Source organism: Pseudomonas sp. LBUM1652 (assembly GCF_059716105.1).
Genome location: NZ_CP166804.1, coordinates 5,017,620 through 5,041,055 on the forward strand (window position 1 = coordinate 5,017,620; position 23,436 = coordinate 5,041,055).

At 57.9% G+C, this 23,436-nt stretch carries 23 protein-coding genes; 15 read left to right on the top strand and 8 right to left on the bottom strand.

All coding sequences use genetic code 11. The annotated features are described in order from the left end of the window. Positions 1–494 precede the first annotated feature (494 nt). Positions 495–1,211: a hypothetical protein gene (locus tag ACA069_RS22615; protein ID WP_401272117.1), complete on the top strand. Its 717-nt coding sequence runs from the start codon at positions 495–497 to the stop codon at positions 1,209–1,211. 132 nt (positions 1,212–1,343) lie between these two features. Here ACA069_RS22615 and ACA069_RS22620 read toward each other — a convergent pair whose 3' ends face one another. Further along, a complete protein-coding gene (locus ACA069_RS22620) occupies positions 1,344–2,561 on the bottom strand; it encodes an argininosuccinate synthase (protein WP_095190449.1) in 1,218 nt (405 codons plus the stop codon). A gap of 129 nt (positions 2,562–2,690) precedes the next feature. Then, the gene (locus ACA069_RS22625) at positions 2,691–3,599 is read right to left on the bottom strand and encodes a flagellar protein MotY (RefSeq protein WP_497615255.1); all 909 of its coding nucleotides are present in this window, start codon (positions 3,597–3,599) and stop codon (positions 2,691–2,693) included. Between the two features lie 160 nt (positions 3,600–3,759). On the opposite strand from ACA069_RS22625, the gene pyrC reads away from it, so the two are divergent. Then, positions 3,760–4,806, top strand: a complete 1,047-nt coding sequence (pyrC, locus tag ACA069_RS22630) for a dihydroorotase (RefSeq protein ID WP_497615256.1) — start codon at positions 3,760–3,762, stop codon at positions 4,804–4,806. Then, entirely contained in the window at positions 4,803–5,480 is a 678-nt protein-coding gene (gene rnt / locus ACA069_RS22635) for a ribonuclease T (protein WP_095190452.1), read from the top strand. The genes pyrC and rnt overlap by 4 nt, the downstream gene beginning before the upstream one ends. A 72-nt stretch (positions 5,481–5,552) precedes the next feature. Here the strand turns inward: rnt and ACA069_RS22640 are convergent, their stop codons facing one another. Next, entirely contained in the window at positions 5,553–6,155 is a 603-nt protein-coding gene (locus ACA069_RS22640) for a peroxiredoxin (protein ID WP_187678173.1), read from the bottom strand. Positions 6,156–6,469: 314 nt separating this feature from the next. Between ACA069_RS22640 and ACA069_RS22645 the strand changes: the two genes are divergently transcribed. Together ACA069_RS22645 and bfr are read left to right on the top strand one after the other, a co-directional pair. Then, a complete protein-coding gene (locus ACA069_RS22645; RefSeq protein ID WP_093430580.1) occupies positions 6,470–6,688 on the top strand; it encodes a bacterioferritin-associated ferredoxin in 219 nt (72 codons plus the stop codon). A gap of 200 nt (positions 6,689–6,888) precedes the next feature. Beyond that, on the top strand, positions 6,889–7,362 hold the full coding sequence (gene bfr / locus ACA069_RS22650) for a bacterioferritin (RefSeq protein ID WP_187678174.1): 474 nt from the start codon (positions 6,889–6,891) through the stop codon (positions 7,360–7,362). Between the two features lie 106 nt (positions 7,363–7,468). On the opposite strand, the gene grxD is transcribed toward bfr, so the two are convergent. From grxD to plzR, 3 genes are all read right to left on the bottom strand, one after another. Next, positions 7,469–7,810, bottom strand: a complete 342-nt coding sequence (grxD, locus tag ACA069_RS22655; protein ID WP_187678175.1) for a Grx4 family monothiol glutaredoxin — start codon at positions 7,808–7,810, stop codon at positions 7,469–7,471. 97 nt (positions 7,811–7,907) lie between these two features. Beyond that, positions 7,908–10,013 carry a molybdopterin oxidoreductase family protein gene (locus ACA069_RS22660; RefSeq protein ID WP_497615257.1) on the bottom strand — a complete coding sequence of 702 codons (2,106 nt, stop codon included), beginning with the start codon at positions 10,011–10,013 and terminating at the stop codon, positions 7,908–7,910. Between the two features lie 135 nt (positions 10,014–10,148). After that, entirely contained in the window at positions 10,149–10,439 is a 291-nt protein-coding gene (plzR, locus tag ACA069_RS22665) for a PlzR type 4 pili assembly inhibitor (protein WP_103305479.1), read from the bottom strand. Positions 10,440–10,843: 404 nt separating this feature from the next. Here plzR and argF point away from each other — a divergent pair, with 404 nt between their 5' ends. Both argF and ACA069_RS22675 read left to right on the top strand, forming a co-directional pair. Further along, positions 10,844–11,764: an ornithine carbamoyltransferase gene (gene argF / locus ACA069_RS22670; protein WP_100845205.1), complete on the top strand. Its 921-nt coding sequence runs from the start codon at positions 10,844–10,846 to the stop codon at positions 11,762–11,764. Next, entirely contained in the window at positions 11,761–12,870 is a 1,110-nt protein-coding gene (locus ACA069_RS22675; RefSeq protein WP_497615258.1) for an ABC transporter ATP-binding protein, read from the top strand. Before argF ends, ACA069_RS22675 begins: the two co-directional genes overlap by 4 nt. A 45-nt stretch (positions 12,871–12,915) precedes the next feature. On the opposite strand, the gene ACA069_RS22680 is transcribed toward ACA069_RS22675, so the two are convergent. Next, positions 12,916–13,698 carry a PhzF family phenazine biosynthesis protein gene (locus ACA069_RS22680; RefSeq protein WP_497615259.1) on the bottom strand — a complete coding sequence of 261 codons (783 nt, stop codon included), beginning with the start codon at positions 13,696–13,698 and terminating at the stop codon, positions 12,916–12,918. 98 nt (positions 13,699–13,796) lie between these two features. Then, positions 13,797–14,267, bottom strand: coding sequence for a Cys-tRNA(Pro) deacylase (gene ybaK, locus ACA069_RS22685; RefSeq protein WP_497615260.1), 471 nt, complete (start codon positions 14,265–14,267; stop codon positions 13,797–13,799). Between the two features lie 351 nt (positions 14,268–14,618). On the opposite strand from ybaK, the gene ACA069_RS22690 reads away from it, so the two are divergent. From ACA069_RS22690 to ACA069_RS22725, 8 genes are all read left to right on the top strand, one after another. Continuing rightward, a complete protein-coding gene (locus ACA069_RS22690; RefSeq protein WP_187678181.1) occupies positions 14,619–15,470 on the top strand; it encodes an MIP/aquaporin family protein in 852 nt (283 codons plus the stop codon). Positions 15,471–15,547: 77 nt separating this feature from the next. Then, the gene (gene glpK / locus ACA069_RS22695) at positions 15,548–17,050 is read left to right on the top strand and encodes a glycerol kinase GlpK (RefSeq protein ID WP_187678182.1); all 1,503 of its coding nucleotides are present in this window, start codon (positions 15,548–15,550) and stop codon (positions 17,048–17,050) included. A 95-nt stretch (positions 17,051–17,145) separates the two neighbouring features. Beyond that, positions 17,146–17,901, top strand: coding sequence for a DeoR/GlpR family transcriptional regulator (locus ACA069_RS22700; protein ID WP_007916700.1), 756 nt, complete (start codon positions 17,146–17,148; stop codon positions 17,899–17,901). Between the two features lie 312 nt (positions 17,902–18,213). Then, positions 18,214–19,749 carry a glycerol-3-phosphate dehydrogenase gene (gene glpD, locus ACA069_RS22705; RefSeq protein WP_497615261.1) on the top strand — a complete coding sequence of 512 codons (1,536 nt, stop codon included), beginning with the start codon at positions 18,214–18,216 and terminating at the stop codon, positions 19,747–19,749. 348 nt (positions 19,750–20,097) lie between these two features. Beyond that, on the top strand, positions 20,098–21,012 hold the full coding sequence (locus ACA069_RS22710) for a glutamate/aspartate ABC transporter substrate-binding protein (protein WP_305439570.1): 915 nt from the start codon (positions 20,098–20,100) through the stop codon (positions 21,010–21,012). 192 nt (positions 21,013–21,204) lie between these two features. Beyond that, positions 21,205–21,951, top strand: coding sequence for an amino acid ABC transporter permease (locus ACA069_RS22715; RefSeq protein WP_042560752.1), 747 nt, complete (start codon positions 21,205–21,207; stop codon positions 21,949–21,951). After that, entirely contained in the window at positions 21,951–22,622 is a 672-nt protein-coding gene (locus ACA069_RS22720; RefSeq protein WP_095190467.1) for an amino acid ABC transporter permease, read from the top strand. Before ACA069_RS22715 ends, ACA069_RS22720 begins: the two co-directional genes overlap by 1 nt. Then, a complete protein-coding gene (locus tag ACA069_RS22725) occupies positions 22,619–23,353 on the top strand; it encodes an amino acid ABC transporter ATP-binding protein (protein WP_187678185.1) in 735 nt (244 codons plus the stop codon). The genes ACA069_RS22720 and ACA069_RS22725 overlap by 4 nt, the downstream gene beginning before the upstream one ends. Positions 23,354–23,436 lie beyond the last annotated feature (83 nt).

Genomic DNA, 23,436 nt, shown 5'->3' on the forward strand with positions numbered 1-23,436 from the left:
GAATTTTTAGAGCACGCACAATATCCCAGTCACTTGCTCCATGGCATACCGGGGCTCTGATGCACTCGCATCGAGAGACATACCCTACGGGCATTGAGGATAATTCCTACAAAAAATCTGTCTCCCTCTAAACATCTGACAAAACCCACCTTTCAATCCCATGCAATATTTCAGCTTTGAACTTGTAACCGCGTGCAACCGACTTCTCTGGAGACTCCCTGTCCGAGCAGCTATTCGTTGCATTCGTCACATGGGCAAGTGAATGAATATCCGCATCACGTCATACGGAGATTACACATCCGAAACATCAGGAAATAGCCGCAATTTCTTACAGCGCCAATATACTCCCCACCCAACCATAAAGACTTGAAACAAGCTATTTATACTTAAGACAACAGTTTTGCTATAAATAGAAACACCAACTACCCACTCACGACAATCAAGAACATATAAAGCGACTAACAATGAGAAAAATCAAAAACGAGAAAACACCCATGTTTAAAATAAAAAACAAAATCACCAACCCCATGACAGTTATCGCTATATTTGCAGCCATCTCCGAGACATCAGCTGCTATCTCTCTGCCGTTTCTCAACAATGAAGATCGCGAAATATACGTCTGGTTTCTGATCAGTTTTCCGTTTTATTTGTTACTTCTATTTTTTATTACCCTGAACTTCAACCACCGCTCACTTTATTCACCCTCTGACTTTGGCAAAGACAAGAGTTTTCTAAAGGCCAACGACCACAATGATCGCGACAACAAACGAAACATGCCGACGCAGGACACAATCGCACATTGCACGTTCGGCATATCAAGTAGTGTCGTGCCCAGCGAAACCGCTGCGGCCCAATGCGCCAACACGGGAAAAATCCATAATACGCTCGACCCGCCTCCTGGCATCATTACGAAGTCACACCGGACGCTTCAATACAATATTCAGTTGTCCGCTTCCGTAAGCAACCTGCACATCATCGATGCACGGGATATTGATGCATCGAGAGAGTTCGCCACGATTGTGGAAAAAATCCAACGCACCGACAAAAAAGCCACCCGTGTGATCGTGTTTCTTTCCAATCACGTGTCGGACGTTTCACTGACGGAAAATGTGTTGCTGCACATCAAGCACGCGAAGAAAGGCTCAGGCACCACACTCTGCGTGGTTTACAACCTGTGCTCACAAGGGGTAACGCTGTTGGCGCGGGCCTGAAGAAAGAAGCATTGCCGAGAAGCAGATGCAGCGGAAAAACGTTCGATAAGAGCCAGACAAAGAATTTAAAAAAAGGGCGGCCTTGTCTCGAAGACAAGGCCGCCCTTTCATTGGCGCGTCAGTCTGTAAAAATCAGAACAGCTTGCGGCCCTTGTTGGCAGCAATACGCATGCGCAGGGCGTTGAGCTTGATGAAGCCCGCCGCGTCGGCCTGGTTGTAGGCACCGCCGTCTTCTTCGAAGGTCGCGATGTTGGCGTCGAACAGCGAATCGTCGGACTTGCGGCCGGTGACGATCACATTGCCCTTGTACAGCTTCAAACGAACAACGCCATTCACGTTGACCTGCGAAGCGTCGATCATCTGTTGCAGCATCAGACGCTCAGGGCTCCACCAGTAGCCGGTGTAGATCAGGCTGGCGTACTTTGGCATCAGCTCGTCTTTGAGGTGAGCGACTTCACGGTCCAGAGTGATCGATTCGATGGCGCGGTGAGCGCGCAGCATGATGGTGCCGCCCGGGGTTTCGTAGCAGCCACGGGACTTCATGCCGACATAACGGTTCTCGACGATGTCCAGACGGCCAATGCCGTGCTCGCCACCAATCTTGTTCAACGTCGCCAGCACGGTGGCCGGGGTCATTTCGACACCGTCCAGTGCAACGATGTCGCCGTTGCGGTAGGTCAGTTCCAGGTATTGCGGCTTGTCAGGCGCGTTCTCCGGGGAGACGGTCCAGCGCCACATGTCTTCTTCGTGCTCGGTCCAGGTATCTTCCAGCACGCCGCCTTCATAGGAGATGTGCAGCAGGTTGGCGTCCATCGAGTACGGGGATTTCTTCTTGCCGTGGCGCTCGATCGGGATCGCGTGCTTCTCGGCGTAGTCCATCAGCTTCTCGCGGGACAGCAGGTCCCACTCACGCCATGGCGCAATCACTTTCACGCCTGGCTTGAGCGCGTAGGCGCCCAGCTCGAAACGTACCTGGTCGTTGCCCTTGCCGGTGGCGCCATGGGAAATGGCGTCAGCGCCGGTTTCGTTGGCGATTTCGATCAGACGCTTGGCGATCAGCGGACGTGCGATGGAGGTACCCAGCAGGTACTCGCCTTCGTAAACGGTGTTGGCGCGGAACATCGGGAACACGAAGTCACGCACGAATTCTTCGCGCAGGTCGTCGATGTAGATTTCTTTGACGCCCATGGCCTGAGCCTTGGCGCGGGCCGGCTCGACCTCTTCGCCCTGACCCAGGTCAGCGGTGAAGGTCACCACTTCACAGTTATAAGTATCCTGCAGCCACTTGAGGATCACCGAAGTGTCCAGGCCGCCGGAATACGCCAGAACGACCTTGTTTACGTCCGCCATGCCATCACTCCACGGGGTTCTACGGAAAGCCGAGGAGTCTACCGCCCAAACGCGATAATTTACAGAGGCGCGACAGCTTAAGACGACAAAGCGACAGAATCTGTCGAGAGCGCGACGATGACTGGCGGGTCAGGAAGTCGCTGCGGTGTTGGCCGGAGTGCTCGCTTGCGGCGCCGGAGCGGTGGTTGGCGCCACTCGCGCCAGTTTGACATTGACCCGACGGTTTTTCGCACGATTGGCCGCATTAGTGTTCGGCACAATAGGATATTGCTCGCCGTGGAAACGCACGGTGATCTGCGATTCCTGAATCCCATTGGCCTTGAAAAAGTCGACCACCGCCAGCGCGCGGCGACGCGACAACTCACGGTTGGTCAGGCGATTTCCGCTGTTGTCGGAATGGCCGTCGAGCTCGATGTGATTGACCGTAGGATCGGCCTTCATGAATTCGAGCATAACTTGCATCTTGGCTTTGGCGGCGGTGTCGAGGTCTACGCCTTCCCCGGGGAAGCCGATCTGCGACTGCTTGATCTGGTCGAAATTCTGCGGCAGCAATTTCGCCACACAGGTCTGGTAGTCGTTAAACGCCTTGCTGAACTTGACCGGCAATAAACGCACTTCCGACACTCGGCCATCACCCGATGCACGGCGCACGACAGGACTGCGACCGTCCAGCAGGCCACTGATAAGACCGCCAGCCTGAGACTGCGAGCTGTTAAACAGGACATTGCCGCTACCGAGCCTTACGCTGCCCAGATTGATGTCACCACGGCCCGGTTGCCATGGTGCTGCGGCCGCGAGCAACGTCGCCGACCCGCCGCCCAACATGGCGTTGTAGGCGTTCAGACGGAATATCGCCTGCTCACCGGCCTTGCGCACGAATTCACCCGAACCGAAGTCGGTGATCGGTTGTGTCAGGCGGCATTCGAACTTGTCGCCGGCGACCGTCCACTCAATGTTCTCCAGGCGAGTCTGGTAGGTCAGCGCCATCGCGGGAAGGCTGGCAAACACACTGAGCAAGGCTAAATAACGCTGGCGCACGGGAGGCTCCATTGGCTTCTGAAACACAAAGACCGATTCACACTATGTTTACGGCATACCTACGGGATATCGGAAGCTTCCCGCAAAACTTGATAGCGAGTGCCTGCAAGAGTCTTTTCCGGTAGCATTCGCCTCAGTTTGACCCGCCTGGAATCCCCTCATGTCCGACCGCCTGACCCTGCTGCGTCCCGACGACTGGCACATTCATCTTCGCGATGGTGCCGTGTTGACCAATACCGTTGCCGATGTTGCGCGCACTTTTGGTCGCGCCATCATCATGCCCAACCTGGTACCTCCGGTGCGCAACGCCGCTGAAGCCGACGGCTATCGCCAGCGGATTCTCGCTGCCCGCCCGGCCGGCAGTCGTTTCGAGCCGTTGATGGTGCTGTACCTCACCGACCGCACCCAACCCGAAGAAATTCGTAAAGCCAAGGCCAGCGGTTTCGTACACGCCGCCAAGTTGTATCCGGCTGGCGCCACGACCAACTCCGATTCCGGGGTGACCAGCATCGACAAGATTTTCCCGGCGCTGGAAGCCATGGCCGAAGTCGGCATGCCGCTGCTGATTCACGGTGAAGTCACTCGTGGCGATGTCGATGTCTTCGACCGCGAAAAGATCTTCATCGATGAACACATGCGCCGTGTGGTCGAGCGTTTCCCGACACTCAAAGTGGTGTTCGAACACATCACCACCGGCGACGCCGTGCAGTTCGTCAACGAGGCATCGGCCAACGTCGGCGCAACCATCACTGCGCATCACCTGCTCTACAACCGCAATCACATGCTGGTTGGCGGGATTCGGCCGCACTTCTACTGCCTGCCGATTCTCAAGCGCAATACGCACCAGGAAGCCCTGCTCGACGCCGCCACCAGCGGTAGCGCGAAGTTCTTCCTCGGCACCGATTCGGCCCCCCACGCCCAGCACGCCAAGGAAGCCGCTTGCGGCTGCGCCGGCTGCTACACCGCGTACGCCGCCATCGAGCTGTATGCCGAAGCGTTCGAACAGCGTAATGCACTGGACAAGCTCGAAGCGTTCGCCAGCCTCAATGGTCCGCGTTTCTACGGTTTGCCGGCCAACACCGATCGCATCACCCTGGTTCGCGAAGAATGGACCGCCCCAACCAGCCTGCCATTTGGCGAGCTGACCGTTATCCCGCTGCGCGCCGGTGAAAAACTGCGCTGGCGCCTGCTGGAGGAACACGCGTGAGTGAAGACCATTTCGACGACGAACTGGAAGGTCAAGGTGGCGGCGGCGGTTCCCGTCATCCGATGGCAGCGCGTTTTCGCGGTTACCTGCCGGTTGTCGTAGACGTAGAAACCGGTGGCTTCAACTCGGCCACCGATGCATTGCTGGAGATTGCCGCGACCACCATCGCCATGGATGAAAAGGGTTTTGTATATCCGGATCACACCTACTTCTTCCGCGTTGAGCCTTTCGAAGGCGCCAACATTGAAGCAGCGGCGCTGGAGTTCACCGGGATCAAGCTTGATCACCCATTGCGCATGGCGGTCAGTGAAGAGACGGCTCTCACCGACATCTTCCGTGGCATCCGCAAGGCGCTGAAGGCCAACGGCTGCAAGCGAGCGATTCTGGTCGGCCACAACAGCAGCTTCGATCTCGGCTTCCTGAATGCCGCCGTCGCGCGGCTGGACATGAAGCGCAATCCGTTCCATCCGTTTTCGAGTTTCGATACCGCGACACTGGCTGGTCTGGCTTATGGCCAAACCGTCCTGGCAAAAGCCTGTCAGGCAGCGGACATCGATTTCGACGGCCGTGAGGCGCACTCGGCGCGTTACGACACAGAGAAGACTGCCGAGCTGTTCTGCGGCATCGTCAACCGCTGGAAACAGATGGGTGGCTGGGAAGACTTCGACGACTGATCGTCGCCGTTTCAACCGCGCATAAAAAACCGGCCACGTGGGCCGGTTTTTTTGTACCTCGACGTTGATGCCTTACAGGGCAGCAGCGTTCTCGGTCAGGTATGCAGCAACGCCTTCTGGCGAAGCGTTCATGCCTTTGTCGCCTTTCTTCCAGTTGGCAGGGCAGACTTCGCCGTGCTCTTCGTGGAATTGCAGAGCGTCGACCAGACGGATCAGCTCTTCCATGTTACGGCCCAGCGGCAGGTCGTTGATGATCTGCGAGCGGACAACGCCCTTGTCGTCGATCAGGAACGCGCCACGGAAAGCCACGCCGCCTTCGGACTCAACGTCGTAGGCCTTGGCGATTTCGTGCTTCATGTCGGCAGCCATGGTGTATTTCACCTGACCGATGCCGCCATTGTTCACTGGAGTGTTGCGCCAGGCGTTGTGGGTGAAGTGCGAGTCGATCGACACAGCGATCACTTCAACGTTGCGTGCTTTGAAGTCAGCCATGCGGTTGTCCAGAGCGATCAGCTCGGACGGGCAGACGAAGGTGAAGTCCAGTGGGTAGAAGAACACCAGGCCGTATTTGCCTTTGATGGCCGAGGACAGGGTGAAGCTGTCAACGATCTCGCCATTGCCGAGTACGGCCGGGACGGTGAAGTCAGGGGCTTGTTTGCCTACGAGTACGCTCATTGATATCTCCTGGTGTAAAAACTTGAAGTTCAGGGTCCGGGCCAGCCTGCCACCCTGAGGCGACAGCCCTGTGACACGAACCCCCTTCGCAAGGGCCGACCATCATACACTGCGTTTTTGGCCTGTCCTTAACGGTTTTTTAAAGCAGGCGGATAACGGCGTTGCATTTACAGGGCCAGGCAGATGGCCAGTCACTACCGCTCGTCAGTCACTCGCTAATCCCGGCAAAAGCCTTCCGAAAGCACTTTGACAATCATTCTCGTTAACATTAAGATCCATCGCAATTGAGTCACAACCAGCGACGGTTCTCACTTATGTATGTTTGTCTCTGCACTGGCGTCACCGACGGTCAAATCCGCGATGCGATCTATGAAGGTTGCTGCAGCTACAAAGAAGTGCGCCAAGCTACCGGCGTCGCCAGCCAATGCGGCAAATGTGCCTGCCTGGCCAAGGAAGTGGTTCGCGAAACCCTGACGAAGCTGCAAACCGCCCAGGCTGCGATCCCCTATCCAGTAGAATTTACTGCTGCGTAATTACCCCTATTTCAAAGAACCGGACTTATGTCCGGTTTTTTTATGCCCGCAAATCAATCGGTTAGGCTCTAGACGCGGAACACAAACATTCTTATTCAGATTTATTTTCATTTATTATTCAATAACTTAGGTTTGACACTTATAAACGTGCAGCTCAAACTCCGCCTTATATACAGCTATTACAGGGCAGGACTCCGATCATGAAAGGCGACATTACAGTCATCCAGCATCTCAACAAGATCCTTGCCAATGAGCTGGTCGCGATCAATCAGTACTTCCTGCATGCGCGCATGTATGAAGATTGGGGCCTGAACAAGCTGGGCAAGCACGAGTACAAAGAATCCATCGACGAGATGAAGCACGCGGACAAGCTGATCAAGCGCATCCTGTTCCTCGAAGGCCTGCCGAACGTGCAGGATCTGGGCAAGCTGCACATCGGTGAGCACACCAAAGAAATGCTGGAGTGCGACCTGCGTATCGAGAAGACCGGCCACGCCGACCTTAAAGCCGCCATCGCGCATTGCGAGACCGTTGGCGACTTCGGTAGCCGTGAACTGCTCGAAGACATTCTCGAATCCGAAGAAGAACATATCGACTGGCTGGAAACCCAACTGGGCCTGATCGACAAAGTCGGTCTTGAGAACTATCTGCAATCGCAGATGGGCGAAGAGTAAGTTAGCGCCCGCTAAACTTGCGACACTAAAAAGCCCCGCCCTCTTTCGAGGCGCGGGGCTTTTTATTGCCCGGGGTTCAGCATTTGCTGAACCCCACAGAAGCCAATCAGGCTTCGGACTTGTTCGCAGCAGCCGCTTCGACAGCAGCCTTGATGGTGGTTTGCAGCGAACCGTCTGCAGACATCTCGGTCATGATGTCGCTGCCGCCGACCAGCTCACCACCCACCCACAGTTGCGGGAAAGTCGGCCAGTTGGCGTACTTTGGCAGGTTGGCGCGGATTTCCGGGTTCTGCAGGATGTCCACGTACGCAAACTTTTCGCCACATGCCATCACAGCCTGCGCAGCTTTCGCAGAGAAGCCACACTGTGGGGCATTCGGCGAGCCTTTCATGTAAAGCAGAATGGTGTTGTTGGCAATCTGCTCTTTAATCGTTTCGATGATATCCATGGAGCACCTCGGCTGAACTTTCCGACTCATGGGTCGGCACGGTGGCGCATTGTAACGGAATCCCGAGCGCCATGCTCGGTCTCCCCGACAGACATGTTCAAGCCGCCGCCACTGTCACCGGCACGCCATTGAGCGCGGCATTACCGGACAACTCGTCGAGCTGGCATTCATCCGTCAGGTCGTTGGCACTCGAACCCGGCTGACCGCTGGCAATCGCCATCTGCACACCAGGGCGCGCATGGCCCCAACCGTGCGGCAGGCTGACCACGCCCCTCATCATGTCCAGACTACCGAGCACTTCCACTTCGATCTGCCCGACCCGCGAACTGACGCGCACCAACTGACCGTCATTGAGCCCACGGCTGGCGAGATCATCCGGATGCATCAGCAACTGATGACGCGGCTTGCCCTTCACCAGACGATGGTAATTGTGCATCCACGAATTGTTGCTGCGCACATGGCGGCGGCCAATCATTAACAGCTCATCGGCGGCCGGCGCCTGCAATGCGGCGAAGCGTGCGAGATCCGCGAGGATCTCCGGCGGCGCAGCTTGCACCCGCTGATCAGGCGTTTTCAGACGCTTCGCCAGATTCGGTTTCAACGCGCCCAGATCAACGCCATGGGGATGATCGAACAGCGTCGCCAGCGACAGCTTATGCTCGGAAGCATCGCCATAGAGGCCCATGCGCAGCCCCATGTCGATCATCTTCGCCGGCGGCATCGTTGGTTTGAGCTCCTTGCCGGTTTTCTCGGCAAAGGCCTTGGCCAATCCGACAAAGATCTCCCAGTCATGCAGCGCGCCCTCAGGCTTGGCGAGGATCGCGCGGTTGAAACGACTAACGTTGCGCACCGCGAACAGGTTGAACGTGGTGTCGTAGTGATCGTTCTCCAACGCAGAAGTGGACGGCAGGATCAGGTCGGCATAACGGGTGGTTTCGTTGATGTACAGGTCGATGCTGACCATGAACTCCAGACCGTCCAGCGCTTGCTCCAATTGTCGGCCGTTGGGCGTCGACAACACCGGGTTGCCTGCAACGGTGATCAGCGCGCGGATCTGTCCCTCGCCTTCGGTGAGCATCTCTTCAGCCAGTGCCGACACCGGCAGTTCGCCGCCGTACTCGGGGCGCCCGGAAACACGGCTTTGCCATTTGTTGAAATGCCCGCCCGAGGTCGACGCCACCAGATCAACAGCAGGCTCGGTGCACAGCGCACCGCCAACGCGATCCAGGTTACCGGTCACCAGGTTGATCAACTGCACCACCCAGTGACACAAGGTGCCGAACGCCTGAGTCGATACGCCCATCCGCCCGTAGCACACCGCGCTTGGTGCGGCAGCAAAGTCGCGGGCCAGTTGGCGAATCTGTTCGGCGGGAACGGCGCACAACGGACTCATGGCTTCGGCGGTGAACGTCGCCACGGCGGCGCGGACTTCGTCCAGCCCCTCGACTGGCAAATGACTGTCGCGGGTCAGGCCTTCATCAAACAACGTGTTGAGCATGCCAAACAGCAGCGCCGCATCGCCGCCCGGGCGCACGAACAGATGCTGATCGGCGATCGCTGCTGTCTCGCTGCGCCGTGGGTCGACCACCACCACTTTGCCGCCGCGCGCCTGAATCGCTTTCAGGCGTTTCTCCACGTCAGGCACAGTCATGATGCTGCCGTTGGACGCCAACGGATTACCACCGAGGATCAGCATGAAGTCGGTGTGATCGATGTCCGGGATCGGCAGCAGCAAGCCATGGCCGTACATCAAGTAGCTGCTGAGGTGATGCGGCAATTGATCGACCGACGTCGCGGAATAACGATTGCGCGTCTTCAGCAGACCGAGGAAATAGTTGCTGTGAGTCATCAGCCCATAGTTATGCACACTCGGGTTGCCCTGATAGACCGCCACCGCGTTTTGCCCATGCCGTTCCTGAATCGCCGCCAGCCGCTCGGCCACCAGCGCGAACGCCTCGTCCCACTCGATCGGCAGCCATTCACTGCCGACCCGGCGCATCGGCTGGCGCAGGCGATCAGGATCATTCTGAATGTCTTGCAGGGCCACGGCCTTGGGGCAGATGTGGCCACGGCTGAAGGTGTCGAGAGCATCGCCCTTGATCGAGGTGATCGCGACAGCGCCATCAGTTTCGGTGGTCTCGATGGTCAGGCCGCAAATGGCTTCACACAGATGGCAGGCACGGTGATGGAGAGTCTTGGTCATGGCCAGTCTCTGTTTTGTTCTGGGGCAGGTAATGATGCCTGCGGGAACAAAACTATGGCCCCTACGTCGGTGGGGCGCCAGCGACGTTCGTCTTGTGAATCGACGGCTATCAGGCGAGCCGATAGCCCGTCGCGATCAGTTGGACGGCAGTTGCGGCGGCGCCTGCAACTGGATTTCCTGAATGGTTTCGATCTGCTCGTGGGCGACGTGTACGCCGGTGAGTTCGCCGATCAGGCGCCAGTGTTCGTCTAGCCCGGCGCTGATGGTCGCCATGCGGTCGATCATCTGCCGGCTGGCAGCCTTGACCACGTCGTCTTCGCTGCGCAGCAGTTCGAAGGACATCGAAGTGACCGATGCGGTGAGATGGGTCAGAGAGCGAGCCGTATGGCCCAGCAATTCCATTAACAGTTTTTCTTTCGATTCCATGCGGAGGCTTCCTGCGTCGCTCGAAACGTATTTATAACCCAGCACTTTGCTTTAGCAAATGTTTCAGACTGAGCATCCGACCAAGTGGTGGCATGGCGCCATGGTCGTAAACCGACCAAAGCGGCGCTATCCCCGCCAAACCGGATTGCCAAGCCCTGCGAGGCCAGTGTACAAAGAGGCTCGCTGCTGTCCTGAACCCGGTTTCAAATGCGTGACGACTCTATTCAGTCCGCCCTCCGAATCCCGCAAAAACCGTAGCCTATTGGAAAAACGCGACATTTAGTGTCAATATCGCGCCTCCCCCTATTTCGTCGCCCCGTGCGGCTTACGCCGCAGGTCTCGCCCGTTGTTCCGATAAACAAGGCTTTGAGCATCTGCGGTTTGTAGCAAAAAGGTAGTCAATGATGAGCGCAAGGCACTTTCTCTCCCTGATGGATTGCACGCCCGAAGAGCTGGTCAGCGTGATCCGTCGAGGCGTTGAGCTCAAGGACCTGCGTAACCGCGGCGTACTGTTCGAGCCTCTGAAAAACCGCGTGCTGGGGATGATCTTCGAGAAATCCTCGACCCGTACCCGGATCTCCTTCGAGGCCGGCATGATCCAGCTCGGCGGCCAGGCGATCTTCCTTTCGCCGCGCGACACCCAACTGGGCCGTGGCGAGCCGATCGGCGACTGCGCCATCGTCATGTCGAGCATGCTCGACGCGGTGATGATCCGTACCTTTGCCCACAGCACCCTGACCGAATTCGCCGCCAACTCGCGCGTGCCGGTGATCAATGGCCTGTCCGACGACCTGCACCCGTGCCAGTTGCTGGCCGACATGCAAACGTTCCTGGAACATCGCGGCTCGATTCAGGGCAAAACCGTGGCCTGGATCGGCGACGGCAACAACATGTGCAACAGCTATATAGAAGCGGCGATCCAGTTCGACTTCCAGTTGCGTATAGCCTGCCCCGAAGGCTACGAGCCGAACCCTGAATTCGTCGCCAAGGCCGGCGATCGCGTGACCATTGTCCGCGATCCGCAGGACGCCGTGCGCGGCGCGCATCTGGTCAGCACCGACGTCTGGACCTCTATGGGCCAGGAAGAGGAAACGGCCAAGCGCCTCAAGCTGTTCGCACCGTTCCAGGTCAACCGCGCCCTGCTCGATCTCGCTGCCGAGGACGTGCTGTTCATGCACTGCCTGCCCGCGCACCGTGGCGAAGAAATCAGCCTCGACCTGCTTGATGACCCGCGCTCCGTCGCTTGGGATCAGGCAGAAAACCGTCTCCACGCACAGAAGGCCCTGCTCGAGTTCCTCGTCGAACCGGCATATCACCACGCATGAGCCATGAATTACTGCTGAACCTGCGCAACCTCGCTTGCGGCTATCAAGACCAACGCGTGGTGCAGAACCTCAATCTGCACCTCAATGCCGGTGACATCGGCTGCCTGCTCGGCTCGTCCGGTTGCGGCAAGACCACCACTCTGCGTGCCATTGCCGGTTTCGAACCGGTGCACGAAGGTGAAATCACGTTGGGTGGCGAGACCATTTCCAGCGCCGGTTTCACCCTCGCGCCGGAGAAACGCCGGATCGGCATGGTGTTCCAGGACTACGCGCTGTTCCCGCACCTGAGCGTCGCGGACAACATCGCCTTCGGCATCCGCAAGCACCCGCACAAGGATCGCGTGACCGAAGAGCTGCTGGAACTGGTCAACCTGAAGAACCTTGGCAAGCGTTTCCCTCATGAGCTGTCCGGCGGCCAGCAACAGCGCGTTGCCCTCGCCCGCGCCTTGGCACCGGAACCGCAACTGCTGCTGCTCGACGAGCCGTTCTCCAACCTCGACGGCGAGTTGCGCCGCAAGCTCAGCCACGAAGTGCGCGACATCCTCAAGGCGCGTGGCACCAGTGCGATTCTGGTGACCCACGACCAGGAAGAAGCCTTCGCCGTGAGTGATCACGTTGGCGTCTTCAAGGAAGGTCGACTGGAACAGTGGGACACGCCCTACAACCTCTATCACGAACCGGCGACGCCGTTTGTGGCCAGTTTCATCGGTCAGGGTTACTTCATTCGTGGCCAACTGAACACTCCGGAATCGGTGCAGACCGAACTGGGTGAACTGCGCGGTAATCGTGCTTATACATGGCCGATTGGTGGTGCGGTGGATGTGCTGTTGCGTCCTGACGACATCGTTTATGCGCCGGACAGTCCGCTGAAGGCACGGATTATTGGCAAGACATTCCTCGGCGCCTCGACGCTCTATCGCCTGCAATTGCCGACGGGCTCGCAACTGGAATCGATTTTCCCGAGCCATGCTGATCATCATGTGGGAGCTGAGGTAGGCATTCGCGTTGCAGCCGAACACTTGGTGTTGTTCCAGGCTTCGGGCAGCACCGCTGCACAAATCCCTGCCGCAGAAAACGGCGTGCGCCGCTACAGCACAGCCCTCTGATCCGAAACCGCTCCCCTGTAGGCTCACTCCTACAGGGGTTTTGCGTTAGCTCAAGATAAGGGTACCGCTCGCCACCAGCGTCGCATTGCCACCGATCTTCACCCGCTCACCCTCCAGACGACAGAACAACTCCCCGCCCCGCGCCGAACGTTGGCACGCGGTCAGACTGGATTTACCCAGACGCTTCGACCAATACGGAATCAAACTGCAATGAGTCGAACCGGTCACTGGATCTTCATTGATGCCGATGGCCGGCGCGAAGTAGCGCGAGACAAAATCATGATGATTGCCGCGAGCTGTGACGATAGCGCCCAGCCATGGCAGTTTGGCCAGTGCGACCATATCCGGCTTGCAATCGAGCACAGCCTGCTCCGATTCCAGCACTACAAACAACTCATTTGACCCGAGCACATCCACTGCTTCGACGCCCAGCGCCCGCTCGACATCCAGCGTCACACCGATTTCCGACGGCACAATCGACGGGAAGTCCAACCACAAGCGGCCACCTTCGCGACTGACACTCAGCGGTCCGGACTTGCAAACGAAGTCCAGACGTTCGGCAGTTTCCTTATAGATTTCAAACAGGACATAGGCACTGGCCAGCGTCGCGTGCCCACACAACGGCACTTCTGTAGTCGGGGTGAACCAGCGGATGTGCCAGGCCTGACCTTCACGCACCAGAAATGCGGTTTCCGCCAGGTTGTGCTCGGCGGCGATCTTCTGCATCAACTCATCCGCCAGCCATGCGTCGAGTCGATAGACCATCGCCGGATTGCCACTGAACGGCCGATCACTGAATGCGTCGACCTGATAAAACTCGAGCTGCATAACCTTCTCCCTAAGTTCGTCGGCAGAGCATGCAGCGCAGGTCGGATCAGCGCCAGTGACAGAACCGACCAATTTTCTTCATACAGCGCAGGCCGATCTCAGGCTCGACCAATCTCGGCGAATTTCGCCTGGGTATGTTCGGCCAAGACCGTTGGCGCCAGCTCAACCTCTAACCCGCGCCGACCGGCGCTGACATAAATAGTCGCAAAACCCTGGGCTGAACTATCGATAAAAGTGCGCAGGCGCTTCTTCTGACCCAACGGGCTTATGCCTCCCAACAGGTAACCCGTGGAACGCTGCGCGGCTGCCGGATCAGCCATCTCGACTTTCTTCACGCCGGCGGCATGCGCCAGACCTTTGAGGTCGAGCGTTCCGACGACCGGCACGACAGCCACTAACAATTCACCTTTTTCACTCGCCGCCAGCAGCGTCTTGAACACCTGAGCAGGCTCAAGCGCCAGTTTTTCTGCGGCCTCCAGCCCATAGGACGCGGCCTTCGGATCATGTTCGTAACTGTGCACGCGATGTTCGGCACGAACTTTTTTCAACAAGTCCAACGCAGGGGTCATGGCAGCTCCAGGCTCGGCAGTGGCAGAAAAAACCTGTGGCGGATTTTAGGCCATCGCACCACAAAAGGCTCTATTCCAAGCCACGTTTCCCGTGGCTTGCAGACTTTTGAGCACGCGGATCACAAACGATCATTCACACAACGAATAGTTTAATTGTGACCGACGGTTCACTTTCGACCTTTGACAGGTTTGTTTCTTGTCTATATTTTTTCGAATCTGAATAATGTAAGAATTGTCGACATCGCAGCACCCAGCAGTAAACCGGGAACAGGATGGGGATCCTGCCCCGGGGAAAATCGCGCATTGCCCTGTTGGCAATGCGCCAGACAACAACAAAAATCGAGGTTTTCAATGACAACTGCTTTACAGCAACCATCGCTCTCGGGCCAATGCATGGCCGAGTTTCTGGGGACTGCACTCCTGATCTTTTTCGGTACCGGTTGTGTCGCCGCGCTCAAAGTCGCGGGCGCCAGCTTCGGCCTGTGGGAAATCAGCATCATCTGGGGCGTCGGCGTGAGCATGGCGATCTACCTCACCGCCGGGGTTTCCGGTGCGCACCTCAATCCTGCTGTGAGCATCGCGCTAACAATCTTTGCTGACTTCGAAAAGCGCAAACTGCCGTTCTATATCGTCTCGCAGATTGCCGGCGCCTTCTGTGGTGCGCTGCTGGTCTACACGCTGTACAGCAATCTTTTCTTCGATTACGAACAAACTCACCAAATGGTTCGTGGCTCGGCTGCCAGCCTTGAGTTGGCGTCGGTGTTCTCCACTTTCCCGAACCCTGTGCTGTCTACCGCTCAGGCATTCCTGGTCGAGATGATCATCACTGCCATCCTGATGGGCGTGATCATGGCCCTGACCGATGACAACAACGGTCTGCCAAAAGGCCCGATGGCGCCGCTGCTGATCGGCCTGTTGATCGCGGTGATCGGCAGCTCGATGGGTCCGCTGACCGGTTTTGCGATGAACCCGGCACGAGACTTCGGTCCAAAACTGATGACTTTCTTCGCTGGCTGGGGTGAAATTTCCTTCACCGGCGCCCGTGAAATCCCGTACTTCCTGATTCCGATTTTTGCACCGATTGTCGGTGCCTGCCTCGGCGCTGCCGGGTATCGCGGGCTCATCGCCCGTCACCTGACCGGCGCCACACCTGCTACAAAGGATGCAGAACCGGCCATTGAAGGCAAACCAAGAACTTCTTGAAACAGTCGGCGCAGGCTCCTGCCCTATAGAGCCTGCGCCCCGGCCCACTCTCCCTTATTTCGTCCAAGGCAATCGACATGACCGACATTCAGAATAAGAACTACATCATTGCCCTCGATCAGGGTACGACCAGCTCCCGCGCGATCATTTTCGACCGCGACGCGAACGTGGTCTGCACCGCGCAGCGCGAATTCGCCCAGCATTACCCGCAAGCCGGTTGGGTTGAACACGACCCGATGGAAATCTTCGCCACCCAGAGCGCGGTGATGGTTGAAGCGCTGGCCCAGGCCGGTCTGCATCACGATCAAGTGGCCGCCATCGGCATCACCAACCAGCGTGAAACCACCGTGGTCTGGGACAAGACCACCGGTCGCCCGGTCTATAACGCCATCGTCTGGCAGTGCCGCCGCAGCACCGAGATCTGCCAACAGCTCAAGCGTGACGGCCACGAAGACTACATCCGTGACACCACGGGTCTGGTCACCGACCCGTACTTCTCCGGCACCAAACTGAAGTGGATCCTCGACAACGTCGAAGGCAGCCGCGAGCGTGCGCGCAACGGCGAACTGCTGTTCGGCACCATCGATAGCTGGCTGATCTGGAAATTCACCGGCGGCAAAGTCCACGTCACCGACTACACCAACGCCTCGCGCACCATGCTCTTCAACATCCACTCGCTTGAGTGGGATTCGAAGATGCTGGAGATCCTCGACATCCCGCGCGAAATGCTCCCGGAAGTGAAAGCGTCTTCGGAAATTTACGGTCGCACCAAGAGCGGCATCGCCATCGGCGGTATCGCTGGTGACCAGCAAGCGGCACTGTTCGGCCAGATGTGCGTCGAGCCGGGCCAGGCAAAAAACACCTACGGCACTGGTTGCTTCCTGCTGATGAACACCGGCGACAAAGCGGTGAAATCCAAGCACGGCATGCTCACCACCATCGCTTGCGGCCCGCGCGGCGAAGTCGCTTATGCGCTGGAAGGTGCTGTGTTCAACGGCGGTTCGACCGTGCAGTGGCTGCGTGATGAACTGAAGATCATCAACGACGCCCACGACACCGAATACTTCGCCAGCAAGGTCAAGGACAGCAACGGCGTGTACCTGGTGCCGGCCTTCACGGGTCTGGGCGCTCCGTACTGGGACCCGTATGCCCGTGGCGCGCTGTTCGGCCTGACTCGCGGCGTGCGCGTGGATCACATCATCCGCGCCGCGCTGGAATCGATCGCCTATCAGACCCGCGACGTCCTCGACGCCATGCAACAGGACTCCGGCGAACGCCTGAAGGCCCTGCGCGTGGACGGCGGCGCAGTGGCGAACAACTTCCTGATGCAGTTCCAGGCGGACATCCTCGGCACTCAGGTCGAGCGCCCGCAAATGCGTGAAACCACGGCACTGGGCGCGGCTTACCTGGCCGGCCTGGCGTGCGGCTTCTGGGGCAGCCTGGAAGAACTGCGCGGCAAAGCAGTGATCGAGCGCGAATTCGAGCCGAGCCTGGACGAAGTCGAGAAAGAGAAGCTTTATAAAGGCTGGAAAAAAGCCGTCAGCCGCACCCGTGACTGGGCGCGTGAAGACGCTGAATAAGCCAGTCTGAGGACTGACTAAGGCTGGAAACTGGTCGGGAGCGGATTCCTGCGGCATCATGGGCAAATTTTGCACGGCAGCCCAAAGGAAGCCCCATGAATCTGCCTCCCCGTCAGCAGCAAATCCTCGAGCTGGTCCGCGAACGCGGCTATGTGAGCATCGAGGAAATGGCCACGCTGTTCGTTGTTACCCCGCAAACCATCCGCCGCGACATCAATCAGCTCGCGGAAGCCAATCTGCTGCGTCGCTACCATGGCGGTGCGGCCTATGATTCCAGCGTCGAAAACACTGCCTATGCGATGCGCGCCGATCAGATGCGCGATGAAAAGCAACGCATCGGTGAAGCCATCGCCGCGCAGATCCCCGATCACGCCTCGCTGTTCATCAATATCGGCACCACCACCGAATCGATTGCCCGCGCCCTGCTCAATCACAACCATCTGAAGATCATCACCAACAACCTGCACGTGGCATCGATGCTCAGTGCCAAGGATGATTTCGATGTGCTGCTGACCGGCGGCAACGTGCGCCGCGATGGCGGTGTTGTGGGTCAGGCGAGTGTGGATTTCATCAACCAGTTCAAGGTTGATTTCGCCTTGGTTGGCATCAGTGGTATCGACGAGGACGGCAGCCTGCTCGACTTCGATTATCAGGAAGTGCGGGTCTCCCAGGCGATCATTGCCAATGCACGGCAGGTGATTCTGGCGGCGGACTCGAGCAAGTTCGGACGTAACGCGATGATTCGCCTTGGGCCGATCAGCCTGATTGATTGTCTGGTCACCGATCAGCAGCCGGTGCCGGCGTTGGCGCAGTTGTTGAGTCAGCACAAGATTCGTTTAGAAGTCGTTTAACCCCCTCAGCATTCCCATGTGGCGAGGGGATTTATCCCCGAGGGGCTGCGAAGCGGCCCCCTCAGCATTTCAAAGTGGAACCTCGTTTGATGGTTTTGGGACTGCTTCGCAGTCCATCGGGGATAAATCCCCTCACCACAACCACTCTTCTTCGCCTATTAATGTTCGAAAATTTTCCTTTCCCTGCCCTTCGATGAGTTTTTTCAATCGAAGTCGACTGGCTGTGCGCGTGTTTATGGGCTACCATTTTCGCAAATGAACATTAATGTTCGATTTCCAATACAGAAAATCAAAAGAGCCCGAGGCCAGCCGATGTCCACATCTACCTTGCGTACGCCCCCTATCTCCGAGATCTACGACCTCGCCGTCATCGGCGGCGGGATCAATGGGGTGGGGATCGCAGCGGATGCCGCCGGTCGCGGTCTATCGGTGTTCCTTTGCGAAAAAGATGACCTCGCCAGCCACACCTCGTCAGCCAGCAGCAAGCTGATCCACGGTGGCCTGCGCTACCTCGAACATTACGAATTCCGTCTGGTACGCGAAGCACTGGCCGAGCGCGAAGTGCTGCTGACCAAGGCGCCGCACATCGTCAAGCCGATGCGCTTTGTGTTGCCGCACCGTCCGCACCTGCGTCCGGCGTGGATGATCCGTGCCGGTCTGTTCCTTTATGACAACCTCGGCAAACGCGAAAAGCTGCCAGGTTCGAAAAGCCTGAAGTTCGGCGCCGACAGCGCGTTGAAAAGCGAAATCAAGAACGGCTTCGAATACTCCGACTGCTGGGTCGATGACGCCCGCCTCGTGGTCTTGAACGCCATGGCCGCCCGTGAAAAAGGCGCCCACGTCCACACCCAGACCCGTTGCGTCAGCGCCCGCCGCGCCAAGGGCCTGTGGCACCTGAACCTGGAACGCGCCGACGGCAGCCTGTTTTCGATTACCGCCAAAGCGCTGGTGAACGCCGCTGGTCCGTGGGTGGCCAAGTTCATTCGTGATGACCTGAAGATGGAATCGCCGTATGGCATCCGTCTGATTCAGGGCAGCCACATCATCGTGCCGAAACTGTACGAAGGTGAAAACGCGCACATTCTGCAAAACGAAGACCAGCGCATCGTCTTCACCATTCCGTACCTGAACCACTTCACCCTGATCGGCACTACCGACCGTGAGTACACCGGCGATCCAGCCAAAGTGGCGATCACCGAGGGCGAAACCGATTACTTGCTGAAAGTGGTCAACGCCCACTTCAAGAAGCAGATCAGCCGCGACGACATCCAGCACAGCTATTCCGGCGTACGTCCGCTGTGCAACGACGAATCCGACAATCCGTCGGCCGTGACTCGCGATTACACCTTGGCACTGTCTGGCGGTACCGAAGAAGCGCCGTTGCTGTCGGTGTTCGGCGGCAAGCTGACCACCTATCGCAAACTCGCCGAATCGGCAATGGCGCAACTGATGCCGTTCTTCACCCAGATGCGCCCGAGCTGGACGGCCACCGCCACCCTGCCCGGCGGCGAAGACATGTCCACGCCGCAGGCGCTGAGTGCGCTGATCCGCGACAAGTTCGACTTCGTGCCGACTGAAATCGCTCGCCGCTGGTCCACCACCTACGGCAGCCGCACCTGGCGCATGCTCGAAGGTGTCGAGACCCTCACCGATATGGGTGAACACATCGGTGGCGGGCTTTACACCCGTGAAGTCGATTACCTGTGCAGCGAAGAATGGGCGACCACGGCGCACGACATTCTGTGGCGCCGCAGCAAGCTGGGGTTGTTCACCACGCCGGCCGAGCAGGAAAAACTGGCGGCGTATCTGGGTAAGGTCGAGCAAAATCGCAAAATTGAAGCGGCCTGATCTGAGCAGCGCTTGAACGAAAGCCCCTGAATTGTGAGATTCAGGGGCTTTTTTGTTGGACAGCCAGAACCAGCCCCCTCCCGGCCCTCTCCCCATTCGGTTTTCCGAACGCGACCTGACGGTCGATTCGGTTAACCGGATCAGTTTGATCTTAAAAAACCATCACAAAACTTTAATAACGTTATAAATCATATAGTTAATGACAGGCTGGTGGTCTGGCACGACTCATGCTCTACACTCTCTCGACGAATGCCTGTTGAGCCAACACTTCAGGAGCCGTCAGGCATTCGAAGCACAAAAGGGCCGACAAACTGGCTCCATAAAAAAAACAATGTCGAGGAAAATTTGATGCGCATCGTTCCCCATATCCTGGGCGCAGCCATTGCTGCCGCTCTGATCAGCACGCCAGTTTTCGCCGCCGAACTCACCGGCACCCTGAAGAAGATCAAAGAGTCCGGTGTGATCACCCTGGGCCACCGCGACGCCTCCATCCCGTTTTCCTACATCGCGGATGCTTCCGGCAAGCCGGTCGGCTACTCCCACGACATCCAGCTGGCCATCGTCGAAGCGATCAAGAAAGACCTCGACCTGCCAAACCTGCAAGTCAAATACAACCTGGTGACTTCGCAAACCCGTATCCCGCTGGTGCAGAACGGCACCGTGGACGTCGAGTGCGGCTCCACCACCAACAACGTCGAGCGTCAGCAGCAAGTTGACTTCTCCGTCGGCATCTTCGAAATCGGTACCCGTCTGCTGTCCAAGGCCGACTCCAAGTACAAGGATTTCGACGATCTGAAAGGCAAGAACGTCGTGACCACCGCCGGCACCACGTCCGAGCGCATCCTCAAGGCGATGAACGCCGACAAGCAGATGGGCATGAACGTCATCTCCGCCAAAGACCACGGCGAATCCTTCCAGATGCTGGAATCGGGTCGTGCCGTCGCGTTCATGATGGACGACGCCCTGTTGGCTGGCGAAGCCGCCAAGGCCAAGAAAGCCACCGACTGGGCCGTGACCGGCACACCACAGTCGTACGAAATCTACGGCTGCATGATGCGCAAAGGTGACGAGCCATTCAAAAAGGCTGTGGATGACGCTATCAAGGCGACCTACGCATCGGGCGCGATCAACAAGATCTACGAGAAGTGGTTCATGGCACCGATCCCGCCAAAAGGCCTGAACCTGAACTTCCCGATGAGCGATGAGCTCAAGGCCTTGATCGCCAATCCGACCGACAAAGCGGCTGACGACAAGAAATCCTGATTTCTGACTAACCTTATCTCCTGAAGGGGCGCGGCCCTTTCAGGAGTTTGTCACTCCCTGCTGGCATTTTTTGGAAACACTCGAACCGGTGGCTATCGAGCCGATCGCGTGTGCCTGATCTTCACGATCAGGGAGGGAACGGAGTTCCCCAAGCGGGCACTTGTACATCGATCGAATCGAGGGGAGACCCTAATGAATTACAACTGGGACTGGAGCGTGTTCTTCAAGTCCACCGGCGTGGGCAGCGAGACTTATCTCGACTGGTTCATTTCCGGATTGGGCTGGACCATCGCCATCGCCATCGTGGCCTGGATCATCGCCCTGCTGCTGGGCTCGATACTGGGTGTCATGCGCACCGTGCCGAACCGCATCGTGTCGGGCATCGCGACCTGCTACGTCGAACTCTTCCGTAACGTGCCGCTGCTGGTTCAGCTGTTCATCTGGTACTTCCTGGTGCCCGACCTGCTGCCGGCGGACTTGCAGGAGTGGTACAAGCAGGACCTCAACCCGACCACCTCGGCCTACCTGAGCGTTGTCGTGTGCCTGGGCCTGTTCACCGCCGCGCGTGTTTGCGAACAAGTGCGCACCGGTATTCAGGCGCTGCCTCGCGGCCAGGAATCTGCCGCCCGCGCCATGGGTTTCAAGCTGCCGCAGATCTACTGGAACGTGCTGCTGCCCCAAGCCTACCGGATCATCATTCCGCCGCTTACCTCGGAATTTTTGAACGTGTTCAAGAACTCCTCCGTGGCCTCGCTGATCGGTTTGATGGAGCTGCTCGCGCAGACCAAACAGACCGCTGAGTTCTCGGCCAACCTGTTCGAAGCGTTCACCTTGGCGACCCTGATCTATTTCACCCTGAACATGAGCCTCATGCTGTTGATGCGCGTGGTCGAGAAGAAAGTGGCCGTGCCCGGCCTGATCTCCGTGGGGGGTAAATAATGGAATTCGATTTCAGTGGCATCGTCCCGGCCATTCCCGGTTTGTGGAACGGCATGGTGATGACCCTCAAGCTGATGGCCATGGGCGTGGTTGGCGGGATCATTCTCGGCACCATTCTGGCGCTGTGCCGTCTGTCGCATAACAAACTGCTGTCGAACGTTGCCGGTGCGTACGTCAACTATTTCCGTTCGATTCCGCTGCTGCTGGTGATCACCTGGTTCTACCTGGCGGTGCCGTTCGTGCTGCGCTGGATCACCGGCGAAGACACCCCGATTGGTGCGTTCACCTCGTGCATCGTGGCGTTCATGATGTTCGAAGCCGCGTACTTCTGCGAAATCGTCCGTGCCGGTGTGCAGTCGATTCCCAAAGGCCAGATGGGCGCAGCGCAAGCGCTGGGCATGAGCTACGGGCAGATGATGCGTCTGATCATCCTGCCGCAAGCCTTTCGCAAGATGACCCCGCTGCTGCTGCAGCAGAGCATCATTTTGTTCCAGGACACCTCGCTGGTTTACACCGTGGGCCTGGTGGACTTCCTCAACGCCTCCCGCGCCAGCGGCGACATCATTGGTCGTTCCAATGAGTTCCTGATTTTCGCCGGTGTCGTGTACTTCATCATCAGCTTTGCCGCCTCGCTGCTGGTCAAGCGTCTGCAAAAAAGGTTCGCCGTATGATCTCTATCAAAAACATCAACAAGTGGTATGGGGACTTCCAGGTGCTGACTGATTGCAGCACCGAGGTCAAAAAAGGCGAAGTGATCGTGGTCTGCGGCCCGTCGGGTTCCGGCAAATCGACCCTGATCAAATGCGTCAACGCGCTGGAGCCGTTCCAGAAAGGCGACGTCGTCGTGGACGGCACGTCGATTGCCGACCCGAAGACCAACCTGCCGAAATTGCGTTCGCGCGTGGGCATGGTGTTCCAGCATTTCGAACTGTTCCCGCACCTGACCATCACCGAAAACCTGACCATCGCGCAGATCAAGGTGTTGGGCCGCAGCAAGGAAGAGGCGACCAAAAAAGGTCTGCAACTGCTTGAGCGCGTCGGCTTGTCGGCCCACGCCCACAAGCACCCGGGGCAATTGTCCGGCGGTCAGCAACAGCGTGTGGCGATTGCCCGTGCGCTGGCGATGGACCCGATCGTCATGCTGTTCGACGAACCGACCTCCGCGCTCGACCCGGAAATGGTCAACGAAGTGCTCGACGTGATGGTGCAACTGGCCCACGAAGGGATGACCATGATGTGCGTGACCCACGAAATGGGCTTCGCCCGCAAAGTGGCTGATCGGGTGATCTTCATGGACGCCGGCAAGATCATCGAAGACTGCCCGAAAGAGGAGTTCTTCGGCGACATCAACGCCCGCTCCGAACGCGCGCAGCATTTCCTCGAGAAGATTCTGCAGCACTAAAAGCAACAACCCGCTCCCCGACTATGGGGAGCGGGCTGCCTGACAATGAGATCCCCTGTGGTGAGGGGATTTATCCCCGATTG